Annotated in this window: 16 protein-coding genes; 9 read left to right on the top strand and 7 right to left on the bottom strand. The window is 59.7% G+C overall.

The window, feature by feature from the left end; all coding sequences use genetic code 11:
• Both EWM57_RS16380 and EWM57_RS16375 read right to left on the bottom strand, forming a co-directional pair.
• A partial coding sequence (locus tag EWM57_RS16380; RefSeq protein ID WP_129922239.1) for a hypothetical protein occupies positions 1-408 on the bottom strand: 408 nt, incomplete at its 3' end.
• A 50-nt stretch (positions 409-458) separates the two neighbouring features.
• Positions 459-2,126 (bottom strand): ABC transporter substrate-binding protein, encoded by a 1,668-nt coding sequence (locus tag EWM57_RS16375; RefSeq protein WP_242510107.1) that lies wholly within the window; start codon positions 2,124-2,126, stop codon positions 459-461.
• 82 nt (positions 2,127-2,208) lie between these two features.
• Between EWM57_RS16375 and EWM57_RS16370 the strand changes: the two genes are divergently transcribed.
• Both EWM57_RS16370 and EWM57_RS16365 read left to right on the top strand, forming a co-directional pair.
• Complete coding sequence (locus EWM57_RS16370) at positions 2,209-2,889, top strand: metal-dependent hydrolase (protein WP_129922237.1); 681 nt, start codon at positions 2,209-2,211, stop codon at positions 2,887-2,889.
• A 96-nt stretch (positions 2,890-2,985) separates the two neighbouring features.
• Entirely contained in the window at positions 2,986-3,792 is an 807-nt protein-coding gene (locus EWM57_RS16365) for a ParA family protein (protein WP_129922236.1), read from the top strand.
• Positions 3,793-3,951: 159 nt separating this feature from the next.
• Here EWM57_RS16365 and EWM57_RS16360 read toward each other — a convergent pair whose 3' ends face one another.
• Positions 3,952-4,611 carry a hypothetical protein gene (locus tag EWM57_RS16360; protein WP_129922235.1) on the bottom strand — a complete coding sequence of 220 codons (660 nt, stop codon included), beginning with the start codon at positions 4,609-4,611 and terminating at the stop codon, positions 3,952-3,954.
• 475 nt (positions 4,612-5,086) lie between these two features.
• Here EWM57_RS16360 and EWM57_RS16355 point away from each other — a divergent pair, with 475 nt between their 5' ends.
• From EWM57_RS16355 to lepB, 4 genes are all read left to right on the top strand, one after another.
• Entirely contained in the window at positions 5,087-6,046 is a 960-nt protein-coding gene (locus EWM57_RS16355) for a ParB/RepB/Spo0J family partition protein (protein WP_129922234.1), read from the top strand.
• Between the two features lie 20 nt (positions 6,047-6,066).
• Positions 6,067-6,735, top strand: coding sequence for a DUF5683 domain-containing protein (locus EWM57_RS16350; protein ID WP_129922233.1), 669 nt, complete (start codon positions 6,067-6,069; stop codon positions 6,733-6,735).
• Positions 6,732-7,451 (top strand): 4-hydroxy-tetrahydrodipicolinate reductase, encoded by a 720-nt coding sequence (gene dapB / locus EWM57_RS16345; RefSeq protein ID WP_129922232.1) that lies wholly within the window; start codon positions 6,732-6,734, stop codon positions 7,449-7,451. Before EWM57_RS16350 ends, dapB begins: the two co-directional genes overlap by 4 nt.
• Positions 7,452-7,600: 149 nt before the next feature.
• Entirely contained in the window at positions 7,601-8,797 is a 1,197-nt protein-coding gene (gene lepB / locus EWM57_RS16340) for a signal peptidase I (RefSeq protein WP_129922231.1), read from the top strand.
• Between the two features lie 176 nt (positions 8,798-8,973).
• Here lepB and EWM57_RS16335 read toward each other — a convergent pair whose 3' ends face one another.
• Positions 8,974-9,639 carry a uracil-DNA glycosylase gene (locus EWM57_RS16335; protein WP_129922230.1) on the bottom strand — a complete coding sequence of 222 codons (666 nt, stop codon included), beginning with the start codon at positions 9,637-9,639 and terminating at the stop codon, positions 8,974-8,976.
• Positions 9,640-9,759: 120 nt separating this feature from the next.
• On the opposite strand from EWM57_RS16335, the gene apaG reads away from it, so the two are divergent.
• Positions 9,760-10,146 carry a Co2+/Mg2+ efflux protein ApaG gene (apaG, locus tag EWM57_RS16330; RefSeq protein WP_129922229.1) on the top strand — a complete coding sequence of 129 codons (387 nt, stop codon included), beginning with the start codon at positions 9,760-9,762 and terminating at the stop codon, positions 10,144-10,146.
• A gap of 77 nt (positions 10,147-10,223) precedes the next feature.
• On the top strand, positions 10,224-11,054 hold the full coding sequence (locus tag EWM57_RS16325) for an O-methyltransferase (RefSeq protein WP_129922228.1): 831 nt from the start codon (positions 10,224-10,226) through the stop codon (positions 11,052-11,054).
• Between the two features lie 80 nt (positions 11,055-11,134).
• Here the strand turns inward: EWM57_RS16325 and kdsA are convergent, their stop codons facing one another.
• Positions 11,135-11,959: a 3-deoxy-8-phosphooctulonate synthase gene (kdsA, locus tag EWM57_RS16320; protein WP_129922227.1), complete on the bottom strand. Its 825-nt coding sequence runs from the start codon at positions 11,957-11,959 to the stop codon at positions 11,135-11,137.
• A gap of 10 nt (positions 11,960-11,969) precedes the next feature.
• The gene (locus EWM57_RS16315; protein ID WP_129922226.1) at positions 11,970-12,569 is read right to left on the bottom strand and encodes a methyltransferase domain-containing protein; all 600 of its coding nucleotides are present in this window, start codon (positions 12,567-12,569) and stop codon (positions 11,970-11,972) included.
• A gap of 118 nt (positions 12,570-12,687) precedes the next feature.
• Between EWM57_RS16315 and EWM57_RS16310 the strand changes: the two genes are divergently transcribed.
• Positions 12,688-13,635, top strand: coding sequence for a hypothetical protein (locus EWM57_RS16310; protein ID WP_129922225.1), 948 nt, complete (start codon positions 12,688-12,690; stop codon positions 13,633-13,635).
• Between the two features lie 120 nt (positions 13,636-13,755).
• Here EWM57_RS16310 and cphA read toward each other — a convergent pair whose 3' ends face one another.
• The gene (gene cphA, locus EWM57_RS16305) at positions 13,756-16,395 is read right to left on the bottom strand and encodes a cyanophycin synthetase (RefSeq protein ID WP_129922224.1); all 2,640 of its coding nucleotides are present in this window, start codon (positions 16,393-16,395) and stop codon (positions 13,756-13,758) included.
• Between the last annotated feature and the right edge of the window lie 163 nt (positions 16,396-16,558).

Raw genomic sequence — 16,558 nt, 5'->3', positions numbered from 1 at the left:
GGCAAACGTGCCCGACCAGCCCGCGCTGGTTTTGGTAAGCGTGCAGGGCGGGGTGTCAGAACGGCTCGAATAAGAATAACCCTCGATGGGCATCCAATACACAACGAACTTATCTGCCGCCGCCCCGGCCGGCTTGCCGTAGATAATTACGGTACCTACCGTACCCGTTGCAGGGTTTGTCTCGCTGATTCTTAGCCAGTCGTCCGCCGGGTGAGGCGGCGTTGCGGCCTCGTAGCGGGCGCTGGCGGGGCGGCTAGTAACCACGCCATCCCGGTTGTAGGTAACATAGCCCGGCGGCGCCACCGGCGCCGAGTAGTCGATTTCGGGCGGCAATACCTCTTCGTCTTTCTTGGAACAGGCCGTGAGCAGCGTCGCGGCCGTCAGCAGCAGGGAATAGGGTAGCTTCATAAAGTCAATTAAATTGGGAATAATAGAATCGTTGCTTGAATATAGCTGCTTTATTCCTTGCGCACCCGCTCGAGCACCAGCTGGTTCATTGGGTTGGGAGCCAGGCCGCGGACGTTGTTCTGGGTCAGGCGCACCACCTCGTCGTAGTACAGGGCAATAACCGGGCATTCGTCCACGATGATACGGTCCATCTGCTGGTAGAGGGCGTAGCGCTTTTCCACGTTTTGCTCCAGGTTGGCCTGCTCGTAGAGCTTGTCGTAGGCGGCACTTTTAAAGTGCGTTTTGTTGGGCCCGGCCGGAGCAAAGTTCTTGCTGTAGAATAAGGCCAGGTAGTTTTCCGCGTCGGGATAGTCGCCGAGCCAGCTCTTGGTGAAAAAAGCGGCCCGGCCGTTGTCCACCATTTCCTGCTGAGCCCCGCCCTGATTGATGTCGATGGCGACCTGCACGCCCACGTCGGCCCAGTTTTTCTGCAGGTACTCGCACACTTCCTTGCGCTCCACGAGCGTGCTCAGGTGCAGGGTCAGCGGCTTGCCCGGGCCGTAGCCGGCGGCTTTGAGCAGCTCCCGGGCCTTGGCGGGGTTGTACGAGTAGCCCGGCACCAGCTTAGCGCTGTACGAAGGCAACGACGAGGGCACGAAGCCCGAAATGCCCGGCTGGCCCACGTTGTTGAGGAAATAGGCAATCAGCTCGGGCTTGTTCAGCGCGTAGTTCAGGGCCTGCCGCACCCGCTTGTCGCGCAAAGCCGGGCCCGCGGCGTCCCCGCGCAGGTTGGTCGGGTCGAGCTGGATGCCGAGGTACTCGGTGTTCAGGTAGGGCGTCTTTTCCAGCCGGAACTTTCCCCGGAAGTCGTCGCGCACCTGGCCGTTGGGGTACAGAATAAGGTCGCGGCTGCCGGCCCGAATCCCGCTCAGAAAGTCGAGCTTACCCTGCTGGAAGGTCAGAAACTCAGTTTTGCGGTCCTGGATAAAGCTGATCTGCACCGCGTCGAGGTAAGGCAATGGTTGGCCTTTTTCGTCACGCTTCCAGTAGGTGGGGTTGCGGTGGTAGATGATGGCATTGCCCTCATCCCACTCCTTGAACCGGAACGGCCCCGTGCCCACCGGATGCTCCCGGAAGTCCTTGCCATATTTTTCCACGGCCTCCCGGGGCACCACGTAGGCGTAGGGCATGGCCAGAATGCCCAGAAACGGGATAAACGGCTCCTTCAAATACACCCGCAGTGTGGAATCGTTCAGGGCCTTGAAGCAGGTATCCACCGGCTCCCCGGCAGCATTTTCGAGCACCTTGCCCCGGAAAATCCAGCCGCCGGGGCTGGCGGTGGTTTTATCCAGCAGGCGCTTAAAGCTGTAGACGAAGTCGGGCGCCGTCACCGGCCGGCCCTTACCCCCGGCAAACACCTCCGAATCGTGAAAGCGCACGCCGGGCCGCAGCCAGAACGTGTACTGCCGCCCGTCCCGCGACACCTCGTAGCGCCGGGCCACCGCGGGCTGGGGCTGCAGGGCCGAATCGAGCTCCACCAGGCCGTTGTAGAGCTGAGTCACAGCCCAGATGTTGGCCTGGCGGTTGGCAAAGGCCGGATCCAGCGACGTCAACGATTCGGGCTGGTTGTAGCGAAACACGCGCCGCTCGTCGGTCGGCTGGGCAGGACCCGAGCACCCGGCTAGGGCCGGCAGCAGCAAGGCAACATAAACGGCAGAACGGCGCGCAAACGAAAGCATGGGAACGGGGGAATCACGTATATTTGTAGGACAAAGGTATCCGGTTTGCGGCATGCGCCGCGCCGGACTTCATTGCGCTTCTATGAACCTGACCTATTACGGCCACTCCAGCTTCCTGCTCGAAACCGGCGGCCGCAAGCTGCTTTTCGACCCCTTCATCAGCCCCAACCCGCTGGCCAAGGACATCGACGTGGCCCAAATCGAGGCCGACTACATCCTGCTCAGCCACGGCCACGGCGACCATGTCGCCGACGTGGAGGCCATTGGCTCCCGCACCGGCGCCGAGCTCATTGGCATGGTCGAAGTCGTGGGCTGGTTTGGAGCCAAGGGCCTGAAAGCCACCTACGGCATGAACGTGGGCGGCACCTTGCACCTCCCCTTCGGCACGGTGAAGATGGTGGCCGCCCTGCACTCCAGCTCCATGCCCGACGGCTCCTACGGCGGCATTGCGGCCGGCTTCCTCATTGAGGCCGAAGGCAAAACCGTGTACTTCGCCGGCGACACGGCCCTGAGCTACGAAATGAAGCTGCTCGGCGAGCGGTACAACGTCGACGCGGCCCTGCTTCCCATCGGCGACCATTACACCATGGGCATCGACGACGCGCTGGTAGCGGCCGAGTGGGCCGGAGCCAGCCGCATCATCGGCATGCACTTCGATACCTTCCCGCCCATTGCCATCGACCACGCCGCGGCCCAGGCCAAAGCCCAGCAAGCCGGCAAAGAGCTCACGCTGCTGAAAATCGGCGAAACCATTACCCTTTAAAATTCTGAGTTCTGGATTCTGAATTATGAATTGGCCCGACAAAAGGGCGCCTTTCTGATTCGCAGTTCATGATTCATAATTCATAATTTACATCCCATGGGAAAAATCATTGCGGTAGCCAATCAGAAGGGCGGCGTGGGCAAAACCACCTCGGCGATTAACCTGGCGGCCAGCCTGGCGGCCCTGGAATATCGCACGCTGCTGGTGGACGCCGATCCGCAGGCCAACGCCACTTCCGGCGTGGGCTTCGATCCGAAGGACATCGAGAACAGCATCTACGAGTGCATGGTCGACGGCATCAACGCCCAGGACATCATCCTGCAAACCCAGGTGCTGCCCCACCTCGACCTGATGCCTTCCCACATCGACCTCGTCGGGGCCGAAGTGGAGATGATCAACCTGCCCAACCGGGAGGAAAAGATGAAGGACGCCCTGCGCCCCCTGGCCGACCAGTACGACTTCATCATCATCGACTGCTCCCCATCCCTGGGCCTGATTACGGTGAATGCCCTTACGGCCGCCCACTCGGTGATTGTGCCCGTGCAGTGCGAGTATTTCGCCCTCGAGGGCCTAGGCAAGCTGCTCAATACCATCAAAATCATCCAGAGCCGCCTCAACGAGGAGCTCGAAATTGAGGGCATCCTGCTCACCATGTACGACGTGCGCCTGCGCCTGTCGAACCAGGTAGTGGAAGAAGTAAAGCTCCACTTCCAGCAGCTCGTCTTCGACACCATCATCCCCCGCAACGTGAAGCTGTCGGAGTCGCCCTCGTTCGGCATCCCCGTCATTCTACACGACGCCGAAAGCAAGGGCAGCATCAGCTACCTGAACCTGGCCCGCGAAATCGTGGAGAAAAACGTAGCTGCCAGTGCGCCAGAAGCCGCGGAGGGCGAGGCGGCTTAAGGCTTCCAATTATCATTTCAATAGAAAGGGCCGGCAATAGTTGCCGGCCCTTTCTGCTTACATCAATTGGCAAGTCATGCTGAGCTTGTCGCAGCATCCCTACCGCCTCATTATGAAGTTCAGAAGAGCTATTGTCCACGCCATCTAGCCTATTTGCAGCTAATAAAGCCCTCTTGCCTTTAAAATCGTTTGTTGCTTAAGCTTAAAAAGATCGTCAACATAATTGCCATATATAGCTATTGCAAACCTACCTTTTACCAGATAATAGGGAGAGGGGTACCATTCTTCAATTTGGTCCTTGGTCATATCTGCAACAGGAAAACTAACTTTTTCCTTAAATATTATTCGCTCCGGTTTAACGGTTATCTGTTTTTTGTATGGATGCGTGTAATCTATTACTGAGTACGGACTTGCCCACTCACCGTTTTCAGCCTGATACAAAGCAAAAAACTGGTATTTTTCGTGATATAGCTTACCTGCCTCCCTTGACACAAACAGCAATACAACGTTATGCGCTGAAAAGCCAGGGATACCATAATGGTCAAAAGCAATGAAATCAATTGTATCTTTAGAATATTTTCCATTAATCAATTTTAATATTTTATATTTAGCTAGATACTTACCATCCATACTTATTCTGCGGCGAATCACATTTCTCCCTTTATCAACAATTGTATCCACTTGTTCTGTTTGCTTCGGCGCAAGCTCAACTTTAATTTTTTCACCAATAAAAACAATCAAATCACTATTATGCTTCTGTCCAAAGCCGTTTGCGGCAAAAAATAAATTAAGCAAACAGACAAACACTATTACTTTCATGTATTTTCTTTAAAATCAGCAGTATACAGCCTGTTTAATCACGACTGCCTCAGTTGGATTTTTGCCCTAAACTAGTAAACAAATAGTGTGACCCTGCCCTATCACACCCACAGCCATTGGGCTGTACCGAGTGATAACTACACCCCCGAAGCAGATCCGCTGCGAATTCGTCTATATCACCGCGCCAACCACCCGGTGCTACGCAGCCGACAAAACCTATAACGCGCCTGCCAATGCCTGTAACACTGCCGACATAGCCTATAACGCTGTTGACCGACCTCATAGCATGAGTGCCGCAAGCCATAACGCCTTCAACCCCACTGGCAACTTCCACTACCATCTCATCAACAGGCCTTACGGCCAACGTTCCACGCTTTTTTCGCTTCCGTGGAACATTTTTCCCGCCGCTTCCCGGGGGTTTGTGTATTTTTGACCTCCGCTTTCGCCTGGCATTGGGCGAGGGCAGCTTGTAGGTATGTCTGAGACGAACGAAGAGAAAACGACCCCCGCCGCGGCTCCTGCGGCCCCCAAACGCAAAATTGGCGGCCTCGGCCGGGGCCTCAACGCCCTGATTGAAGGCAGCTACGAGAAAAAGGGCGAGCGGCTCGTGTCGCACCCCATGAACTCGGTGGGCTTCATTCCCGTGGGCCAGATTGAGGCCAACCCCTACCAGCCCCGCACCCACTTCGACCAAGAGGCGCTGCAGGAACTGGCCGAATCCATCAAGGTTCAGGGCATCATCCAGCCCGTCACGGTGCGGCAGCTGGGCACCAACTCCTACCAGCTCATTTCGGGGGAGCGGCGCCTGCAGGCTTCCAAGCTGGCAGGCCTCGACACGATTCCCGCCTACATTCGCAAGGCCGACGACCAGCAGATGCTGGAAATGGCTTTGATTGAGAACATTCAGCGCGAAAACCTCAACGCCATCGAAATTGCGCTGAGCTACCAGCGCCTGGTGAGCGAGTGCAACCTAAAGCAGGAAGAGCTGGGCGACCGGGTGGGCAAGAACCGCTCAACCGTGACCAACTATCTGCGCCTGCTCAAGCTGCCGCCCGATATCCAGATTGGCCTGCGCGACACGGTTATTTCAATGGGCCACGCCCGGGCGCTGATCAACATCGACGACGCGGAGCAGCAGCTGGCCTTGTTTCACCGCATCGTGGCCGAGGAACTCTCGGTGCGCAAGGTGGAGCAGCTGGTGCGCGCCGGCGTATCGGTGCCCAAGAAGGCCGACGCTCCCACCGCCCAGAGCGTGCAGGACCAGCAGATTCACATTCCCGTGGCCGAGCTGCGCCGCACGGAGCGCTACCTCTCCGACCGGTTTGGCAGCAAGGTGCTCGTCAAGCCCGGACCGCAGGGCAATGGGGAGATTAAAATTGCGTTTGACTCGGTAGAAGACATGCAGCGCATTCTGCACATTCTGCAACCAGCCTAAACCTGACTACTTCCCGCACCATGATGGGGCTTCGCACCGCAACGGCCGGACTATTGCTGCTGGCAGCCTTCGCGCTGCCCGAGTCCGCGCTGGCGCAGGCCGAGATGACCGTGGGGCCCGACTCGGCCAAGGTGAATACCACCGCGGCCGTCACGGACTCGTCGCGGCGCACCGAGAAGCTGTTCGGCTTCCGGATGACGCGGCCCAAAAAGGCCGGGATTCTCTCGGCCATCCTGCCCGGCACCGGCCAGATCTACAACCGCAAGTATTGGAAGCTGCCGCTGGTGTATGGCGCCGTGGGCGGCACCATCTACGGCGAAATCTACTACCAGCGCCTGTACTCGGAGTTCAAGCAGGCCGACGCCAACCTCAACGACGGCGACAAGAACACGACCAAGGACGTCGGCCCTAACACCAAAGAGGTGGACAGCGTCAACATTCGGCGGGGCCTGATTCTGTACCGGACTCCGCGCGACCAGTTTTACTTCTACATCGGCATTGCCTACGGGCTCAACATCCTCGATGCCGTGGTGGATGCCCACCTCAAGGACTTCGACATCAGCGACGACCTGAGTCTGCACTGGCAGCCCACGATGATCTGGATGCCCACGGCCGTGCCCACGCCCGGCCTGTCGGTTACGCTCAACCTGAATTCCCGGCGCTCGGCGCGCCCTAAGCTTACTCTATGAAACTGCTCCTGATTGGCTACGGCAAAATGGGCCAGGCCATCGAAGCCCAGGCCATTGCCCGCGGCCACCAGGTGGTCGGCATCGTGGACCCTTCCCGGCCCGCTACCCGCATCACCGACTTCGACGCTTCCTCGGCCGACGTGGCCATTGAGTTCACCCACCCCGACGCGGCCTTTGCCAACGTGCTGGCCTGCTTGCAGCAGGGCCTACCGGTGGTGTGCGGCTCCACGGGCTGGCTCCACCACTTCGCCGAAGCCAAGGCGCTTACCCAGCAAACCAACGGCGCCCTGTTTTACGCTTCCAACTATAGCGTGGGCGTCAACCTGTTCTTTCACTTCAACGAGTACATCGCCGCCAAAATGCACCAGTTCGGCGGCTACGACGTGCAGGTCCGCGAAATTCACCACACCCAGAAAGTAGACCAGCCCAGCGGCACGGCCCTGACGGCCGCCGAAGGTATCCTGCGCCACTTCCCGAGCAAAAAATCCTGGCGCAACGAGGCCACCGAGGCCGCCGGGGAGCTAGCCATTCTCTCCGAGCGGGAAGGCCAAGTGGTGGGCACGCACATCGTGACGTACTCGTCGGAGGCCGACAGTATCGAGCTCAAGCACGAGGCCCACAGCCGCGACGGGTTCGTGCAGGGCGCTCTGCTGGCCGCCGAGTGGCTGCCGGGCCGCCAGGGCGTGTTCGGCATGAAGGAGCTGCTGGGGCTGTAGGATTTCTGGTTTTTGGTCGTTCGTTTTTGGTTTTTGGCCGGGATTCCTGAAAAGCCATAAACCAAAAACGAACAACCAAAAACCAATTTCAGATATTACGTTGTTCTAAGGCGGCTCCGGCTGCCGTATCCGTTTCACTTCGCCGACTTATGGCCGTCCAATCCTGGGAGGAGCGCGCTGCCGCCCTCAATAAAACCACCCCGCCTTCCGATCCAAATCAGAAGCCCAAGAGCTTTTTCCGCGAGTGGGGCGACGCCATCCTGTTTGCCGTGGTGGCCGCAACGCTCATCCGCTGGGCCACGTTCGAAGCCTACACCATCCCGACGCCCTCCATGGAGCACTCCCTGCTCGTGGGCGACTATTTGTTTGTGAGCAAGCTGCACTACGGCCCGCGCACCCCGCAGACGCCCCTGCAGGTGCCCCTGACTCACCAGACCATCTGGGGCACGAACCTGAAAAGCTACTCCGACGCCATTCAGCTGCCCTCCTACCGCCTGCCGGGTTTTTCGGAAGTGAAGCGCAACGACGTGGTGGTGTTCAACGTGCCCTTCGAGAATCAGCACCCCGCTGATTTGCGCACCAACTACATCAAGCGTTGCGTGGCCGTGGCCGGCGACGTGCTCGAAATCAAGGAGCAGCAGGTCTACATCAACGGCAAGCCCGCCGTAAACCCGCCCCAGAGCCAGAACCGCTACTTTTTGCAGGTGGCTGAGCCCGTGCGCGACAAGATTTTCCAGGAGCAGGGCGTGACGGACTTCAACAGCCCCAACGGTGTACCCCAGCCTCAGGTCACGGCCATGGGCCCGGCCTACGTGGTAGACATGACGCCCAAAACGGCCGACTACTTCAAGCAGCAGTTCTTTATTAAGGGCGTGGTGCTCGACAAGTCGGAGCCCGGCGTGGGCGAGCCGGACGTATTTCCCAACAACCCCGATTATCCCGCCAGCCAGCCCGACATGAGCGGCACCGGTGCCTTCGCCAAGTGGAACAAGGACAACTATGGCCCCCTGCAATTGCCCAAGCAGGGGCAGACCGTGCAGCTTACGCCCCAGAACACGCCTATCTACCAGAAAATCATCCTGCGCTACGAGCACAACGAGGGCATCACGGTGCAGAACGGCGTGATTCTGCAGAACGGCAAGCCCCTGACCAGCTACACCTTCAAGCAGGACTACTACTTCATGATGGGCGACAACCGCCACGACTCGCTCGACTCCCGCTACTGGGGCTTCGTGCCCAAAGACCACATCGTGGGCAAGGCCGTGATGATCTGGCTGTCGGTGAATCCCTACGCCGACTTCTTCCACAAAGTCCGCTGGAGCCGCCTGTTCAACCTGATTGACTAAAGCTCCCTGGGACTGCCAGTGCGAGCAACGCAAAGCAATCCGTCCTCTGAAATGTGAACAGTTCCTTAACTACAAAAGCCCCGACGTATGCTTACGTCGGGGCTTTTTAGCTTAGGGGAAGTTCTACTCGCAGTTCAGAACGGCTTGCCTCGCGCTGCTCGCACAGGCTTGGAGAGTTACCACTCAATCGGCTTTTCGCCGTGCTGCTGTAGGTACTGGTTGGTTTTGCTGAAGGGCTTGGAGCCGAAGAAGCCCCGGTCGGCGGCAAAGGGCGAGGGGTGCGCCGACTTAATGACCAAGTGCTTCCGCTCGTCGATAACCTCGCCTTTTTTCTGGGCGTAGGCGCCCCAAAGGATAAACACCACGTGCTCCTTGCCGGCGGAAATCTTTTGAATCACCGCATCGGTGAACTGCTCCCAGCCTTTTTTCTGGTGGGAGCCCGGCTCCCCGGCACGCACCGTGAGCGTGGCGTTGAGCAGCAACACGCCCTGGCGGGCCCAGCGGTCCAGGTTGCCGCTGGCGGCAGGCGGCGTGCCGGGCAAGTCGTCCTGGAGCTCCTTGAAGATGTTGAGCAGGGAGGGCGGGGTACGGATACCGTCGGCCACGGAAAACGACAGGCCGTTGGCCTGGCCCTTGCCGTGGTAGGGGTCCTGACCCAGAATTACGACCTTGACCTGGTCGAAGGGGCAGGCATCGAAGGCATGAAAAATGCTCGGCCCGGGCGGGTACACGGTGGCCGTGGCGTACTCCCCGCGCACGTAGGCAATCAGGTGTTGAAAATAGGGTTTTTCAAACTCGTCGGCGAGGACCTTACGCCAGCTTTCTTCTATCTTTACAGACATTTTTGTGGACATTGAGTCAGGTATTTTAGCGGGTTGGGCAAGCCACGGGCGGCCCCTTTTGCGTAGATAAACCAATTCCCGAAAACGGCTGTTAGTTCTCCACCGCTTAGCACAGGAGCCATGAATACCATCACCACGCAGGGCGTGACCGTCAGCGTTACGACCAACTATTTGCCGGATTACTCCAGCCCTAGTCAGGAACACTACGTGTTTGCCTACAAGATTGATATCCACAACGGCAGCGAATATACCGTGAAGCTGTTGCGGCGGCACTGGTACATCTACGATGCCAACGGCGTGGTGCGCGAGGTGGAAGGCGAAGGTGTGGTGGGCCAGCAGCCCGTGCTGGAGCCCGGCGAGTCGCACCAGTACGTGTCGGGCTGCAACCTCAAGTCGGGCCTGGGCAAGATGCGCGGCACCTACCAGATGGAGCGCCTCGTCGACGGCAAGGAATTCACGGTCGACATTCCGGAATTCACCCTTGTGGTACCTTACCGCCTGAATTAGGACTTAGCTGCTGGGCGCTGGCAGTTACACTCCAGCCGCCACTACCACCAGCTAACAACCCGTAACCAACTGCTCCCTTGCTTTTCCAGGCGCTCAGCTACATTCTGTTTTTACTCCGTTCGGGGAATGCGCACGGTCTGCATTCCCCGTTCGTTTTTGAACTATATACCCGCGTTATCCACGACGAAACGCCGGTTGCGGCCTATGGTCCCATCGAGGCGCGCCGGCAGCAGCTGCGTACCGACAACACGACCATCACGGTCCGGGATTTCGGCGCGGGTTCCCACACCGGGGCGGGCCGGCAGCGCCGCCTGCGCGACGTTGCCCGCACCGCCGCCAAGCCTCGCCAGTTTGGGCAGCTGCTGTTTCGGCTGGTGCGCCACTTTCAGCCCCAGGTAGTCCTGGAACTCGGTACTTCGTTGGGACTGACCACCGCCTACCTAGCCGCGGCCAACCCGGCGGCCCGCGTAATCACGTTTGAGGGCTGCCCCCAGACAGCCGCCGTGGCCGCCGATACGTTTCGGGAACTGAGCCTGACCAACATCCAGCAGGTCGAAGGCAACCTCGACGACACCCTGCCCACCGCGCTGGCGGCCCTGCCCGGCCCACTCGACTTCGCCTTTTTCGACGGCAACCACCGCTACGAGCCCACGGTGCGTTACTTCGAGCAGTGCCTGCCCTACCGCACCAACCAGAGCGTGTTCGTGCTCGACGACATTCACTGGTCGGCGGAAATGGCCCGGGCTTGGCGCACCATCCAGCACCACCCGCAGGTGCTGCTCACCATCGACCTGTTTTTCGTCGGCCTGGTATTTTTCCGCCCCAACCAGCCCAAGCAGCACTTCCGCCTGCGCTTCGATAACGTTCTGGATAAGCTGCTGAACCGGGTGAAGCCACTGTCGGCTTAAGTAATTCTTACCAACGAAGAAGGCCGCCGGGCCGGAGGTGCTCCCGACCTGGCGGCCTTCTTCGTTGTCCCCAAACTGCGTTACCGAATAGCTTCGCGCACTTTGGTGAGCTTGATGAGCAGGTCTTCGAGCCGGTCGAGGGCCAGCATGTTGGCGCCGTCCGATTTGGCCGTGGCGGGCGTGGGGTGGGTTTCGATAAACAGACCATCGGCGCCGACGGCAATGGCGGCCTTGGCAATGGTTTCAATGAGGGCCGGCTGCCCGCCGGTGACTCCGCTGGCCTGGTTGGGGCGCTGCAGGGAGTGGGTCACGTCCATCACGACCGGCACGCCGAAGCTGCGCATGGCCGGCAGGTTGCGGAAGTCCACCACCAGGTCGGAGTAGCCGAAGGAGTTGCCCCGGTCGGTCAGAATCACGTTGTCATTGCCCGACTGCTTGATCTTGTCCACCGCAAACTGCATGGACTCCCCGTTTAGGAACTGACCTTTCTTCACGTTGACGACCTTGCCGGTTTGGGCCGCGGCCACCAGCAGATCCGTCTGCCGGCACAAAAAAGCCGGAATCTGGAGCACATCAACGTATTCGGCGGCAAACGCGGCTTCCCCCGACTCGTGGATATCGGTCACGGTGGGCACCCCGATTTCGCGGCTCACCTTGGCCAGGATGCGCAGGGCCGTCTCGTCGCCGATGCCGGTGAACGAGTCGAGGCGGCTGCGGTTGGCCTTGCGGTAGGAGCCCTTGAAGATGAAGGGAATCTGCAGCTTGTCGGTGATGTGCTGCACCTTTTCGGCAATGCGCAGGGCCATGTCTTCGCCCTCAATGACGCAGGGCCCCGCCATCAGGAAAAACTGGCCGGAGTTGGTGTTGCGGAAATGGGGCAGCGTGTTGGCCAAAGAAGTCAGCATACGGAAGGGGTTATTTCTTTTTCAGACAGATGAACAGCTCCCGGCCCTGCCGGGGCGGCAGCGAATTATACGCCGTTTCGAAGTGGTGGAAGTTGAAGTAGGGCGCAAAGTACGCGCGGTACTCTTCCCGGGTGCCGCCGAAGGGAGGCTCGGAACTGGGGCCGAAGTCGGTATCGAACAGCAGCCCCATGAGCGTGCCGCCGGGCCGGAGCAGCTCGGCGCACTTCTGGGCGTAGGCAGGGCGCAGGGCGGGGTCGAGGGCGCAGAAAAAGGTTTGCTCCACAATCAGGTCGTAGGGCGGCTGGGCAGGCAGCGCGAAGAAATCGGCCAGCAACAGATGCTCGGCCGGAAAGCCCGGCACTCGCTGGTGCAGGGCCGCCAGCGCCGCCGGCGCGAGGTCGGCGACGAAAATATTTTTGTATCCTTGCCCGTGCAGCGCCTCAGCTTCATAAGCCCGGCCAGCCCCCGGAATCAGGATGCGGCTGTTGGCGGGCAACTCCAGCTGGCTGAAATATTCGCGCAGGGGGGGCGTTATGGCGCCGGCATCCCAGCCCGTGCGGCCGGCGGCGTAGCGCTCCTGCCAGTAGGCGGCATCCAGCGGCGAATCCATTTCCATGCAGATGTAGTATTTAAGGCTTAAACTTGCCTGGGCAGGCAATCCCTTTATTTTTGCCCAAAGGTAACTCACCCTCCGGATTGTTCCGGCTTCATTCAAAACCCCTCCCGCAATGGAACAAGATCAAAACCCCGAGCCCAAGAACAACAACCGCGTGCTGCTGATTGTGGCCCTGATTCTGGTTTTGCTCGGCATCAATGGCGTGCTGTTCTACATGAACCAGCAGAAAGGCAAGCAAAATGAGCAGCTCACGGCCGATATCAAGGTGAAAGACACCAAGCTGGAGGAGCAAATCAAGCAGTATGAGGCCCTCAAGGCTGATTTTGAGCGCCAGAGCCAGGAAGTCCAGGGCATGGGGTTGGCCAACGATTCGCTCGAAGCCAAGATTGCCTCCATCAACGCCGACCTGCTGAAGCTGCGCTCCTTCAAGGCGGGCAGCTTCTCCATCGCCGAGCAGCGCCGCTTCAAGCAGCGGGCCGCCAACTTCGAAAATCAGCTCCGCAAGAAGGATGAGGAAATTGCCCAGCTTAAGCAGGACAATGAAGCTCTCTACACCGAAACCACCACGCTGAAAGAGCGCCAGAACCGCCTCACCGACACAATTTCGACGGTGGTGCGCTCCAACCAGGAGCTGGCCGAGAAAGTCACCATTGCTTCGCGCCTGCAGGCGGAAAATATCCGCGTGGGCGTCATCAACGCCCGCAACAAGGAGAAAGACGACGAAGACAACGAGTTCAAGGCTAAGCGCGTGGAAAAGGTGAAAGTCACCTTCAATCTGGCCCGCAACGACGTGTCGCCGAAAGAAACCAAGCAGATCATGATGCGCCTGATTGAGCCCGACGGCGCGGCCCTCTATAACCTGAGCACCGGCGGCGGCACGTTCATGATTGACGGCTCCGAGGCCTTCTACACGGCCAAGCAGGATATCGTCTACGACAACACCCGCCAGCCCGTGCAGTTTCTCTACGCCAAGGGTGCCCCCTACAAAACCGGCCTGCACACCGTGGAGCTCTACGAAGGCGGCGTGATGATTGGCAAAACGACCTTCACGCTGAAGTAAGGAGTTAGAAACTAGGGGCTCAGACGTTAGAGCCCTTGTTTTCCCCGCATCCGATAAACAGAAAAGGCCCCGGCTACAACAGCCGGGGCCTTTTCTGTGCTGAGAGCTAAGCACTGAATCTTACTTCAGGGAAGCCTCAAACTCGTCGAGCTTTTTGTGGGTGGCCGTGATGTTCTCGGTGAAAATGACCACCACCGAGCCGGGTTTGGCCGTTTTGAGCACGTGGTCAATCGAATCAGGCTCGTTTTCGATGTAGGTGATGGGCAGGTCGGGCTTGTCGAGGCGCAGGCCTTTTTCCATCAGGGCCTTGATTTCCTCGGCCGTCTTGCCGCGCAGGTCCCGGTCCTGGCGCAGCACCACTTCGTCGAAAATCTGCCCGGCCACACGGGAGAAGCCCAACGTGTCCTCGTCGCGCCGGTCGCCCAGGCCCGACACGATGCCGACCTTATGGGTAGCGGGCGTGGCGTTCAAAAACTCGGCAAACTTCTGAATGCCGGCCGTATTGTGGGCGTAGTCGACGATGACCTCGAACTCCGGAAACTTGTAGATGTTCATCCGGCCCGGCGTTTTGGTGGCCGAGGGAATGAACGTGCGCAGGGCCGTCTTGATGTCGTCGCGCTCGAAGCCGGCCAGATATCCCGCCAGCGCCGCCGCCAGACTGTTTTCGATGTTGAAGCCGGCCCGTCCCCCGAAGGTAATCGGGAACTCCACGGCCCGGTCGATGCGCAGCTTGTAGCTGTTGCGGTAGATGGTCACGTAGCCTTCCTCGTACACGGCAGCCACGCCCCCGGCCTCCACGTGGTCGAGGATGCGGGGGTTGTTTTCGTCCATGCTGAACAGCGCCACCCGGCACTGCAGGCCCTTGGCCATGGCGTACACTAGGTCATCGTCGGCGTTGAGTACGGCCCAGCCGTTTTTGCGCACCGTGCGGGGCAGCACGCCTTTCACGGCCGCCATTTCCTCCACGGTGTGGATGTCGCGCAAACCCAGGTGGTCGGCGGCCACGTTGGTCACCACGGCAATGTCGCAGGTGTGGAAACCCAGGCCGGAGCGCAGCATGCCCCCACGGGCCGTTTCGAGCACCGCGAAGTTCACCGTTGGGTCCTTGAGCACGAACTCCGCGCTCTGGCCGCCCGTGCAGTCGCCTTTCTGGAGCTGCTTGCCCTGAATGTAGATGCCGTCGGTGGTGGTGAAGCCGACCTTATAGCCTTTGCTGGCCACCATGTGCGCAATCAGGCGGGTGGTGGTGGTTTTACCGTTGGTGCCGGTAATGGCAATAATCGGAATGCGGGCCGTGGCGCCGGGCGGAAACAGCATGTCCACGACCGGGGCGGCCACGTTGCGGGCCAGCCCCACGGTGGGCGAAATGTGCATCCGGAAGCCGGGGGCCGCGTTTACTTCAATCACGGCCCCGCGCGACTCATTCAGGGGCACGGCAATGTCGTTGGTGAGCAGGTCGATGCCGCAGATGTCGAGCCCGATGATGCCCCCGACCCGCTCGGCGAGCAGCACGTTGTAGGGGTGCAGCTGGTCGGTAACGTCGGTGGCGGTGCCGCCGGTGCTGATGTTGGCCGTGCTTTTCAGATACACCGTTTCGCCCTCGGGCAGTACCGTCTTCAGGTTCATGCCCGCCCCTTTCAGGATGTCGAGCGTGTGCTTGTCGGCCTTGATACTGGTGAGCACCTTTTCGTGGCCGATGCCGCGGCGCGGGTCCTTGTTGACTTCGTCGATGAGCTGCTGAATGGTGCTCTTGCCGTCGCCGGTGACGGCGGCCGGGGTACGCTTGGCGGCAGCCACCAGCTTGCCGTTGACCACCAGCAGGCGGAAATCGTGGCCTTCGATAAACTGCTCCACAATGACGGCGCGGGAATACACCTGCGCCGCTTTCAGGCCCGCCACGGCTTCTTTCCAGTTCATAATGCGGATGGTGGCGCCCTTGCCGTGGTTGCCGTCGAGGGGCTTGGTCACGATGGGGAAGCCCAGCTCCTCAATGGCATCGCGCAGGCCGTCTTCCGAGTACACCGTGGTGCCGTTGGGCACGGGCACACCGGCATCCTTGAGCATGGCCTTGGTGCGGTTTTTATTGCCGGCAATTTCCACCCCCGCGTGCGAGGTCTGCGAGGTGGTGGTGGCCCAGATGCGCTTCTGGTTCACGCCGTAGCCCAGCTGAATGATGCTGGTATTCTTGAGCTGGATGTAGGGAATGTTGCGCGAGGCGGCCTCGGCCACAATGCTCCAGGTGCTGGGCCCGAAAAACTCGTCTTCCCGGATTTCGTGCAGCTCGGCCACAATGGGCTTGATGTCGACTTTCTCCTTCTTGCAGAGCGCCTCCACAATTTCGACGGCGGCCTCGGCGGCCACGCGGCCGGCGCGCTCCTCCTGGTAGGCAAACACGACGAACTCCACTCCTACTTCCCGGGCCGGGTACGACTTGCCCCAGTACACGGGCATGCCCGCCAAGCGCTGCAATTCGAGCGCCACGTGCTGAATCACGTGGCCCAGCGGCTCCCCGTCGGTGAGCTGCTCCAGCGTCAGGGGTGGGTGCTTCACCGACTGCTTGTTGGAAATGTAGCCGGAGTTGGCTTCCTCAGGCTTGCCCAGACCGGGCAGCAGCTTGGTAAGACGGCCCGCGAGGCCGGGCACGGCATTGGACCACTTGTCGGCATAATCCCCGAGGTCCACCTTCATGACAATAAGCTTAAAGTGCTTCACGGACCAATAGCTGGGCCCGCGCATCGTGCGGAGGTCAATAATCTTCATACTGGGTTTTGGGGTGGAGGTCGACTGGTGCGCAGCTCTGCGCCGAAGCGGTTGTACGCGGAATTGAAATGTAGGGATAATGATTCAGAAACCCGCCGCGGAGCCGTTTTTTCGGGCTTTTGCTAACCCTGTCACGGTCTGGGAATTGGCTTAGCCAACCCGT

The sequence above is a fragment of the Hymenobacter persicinus genome (assembly GCF_004167665.1).
Classification (GTDB): domain Bacteria; phylum Bacteroidota; class Bacteroidia; order Cytophagales; family Hymenobacteraceae; genus Hymenobacter; species Hymenobacter persicinus.
Note: the sequence above shows the minus strand (reverse complement) of the source record. Positions and strands in the feature narration are given on the sequence as shown.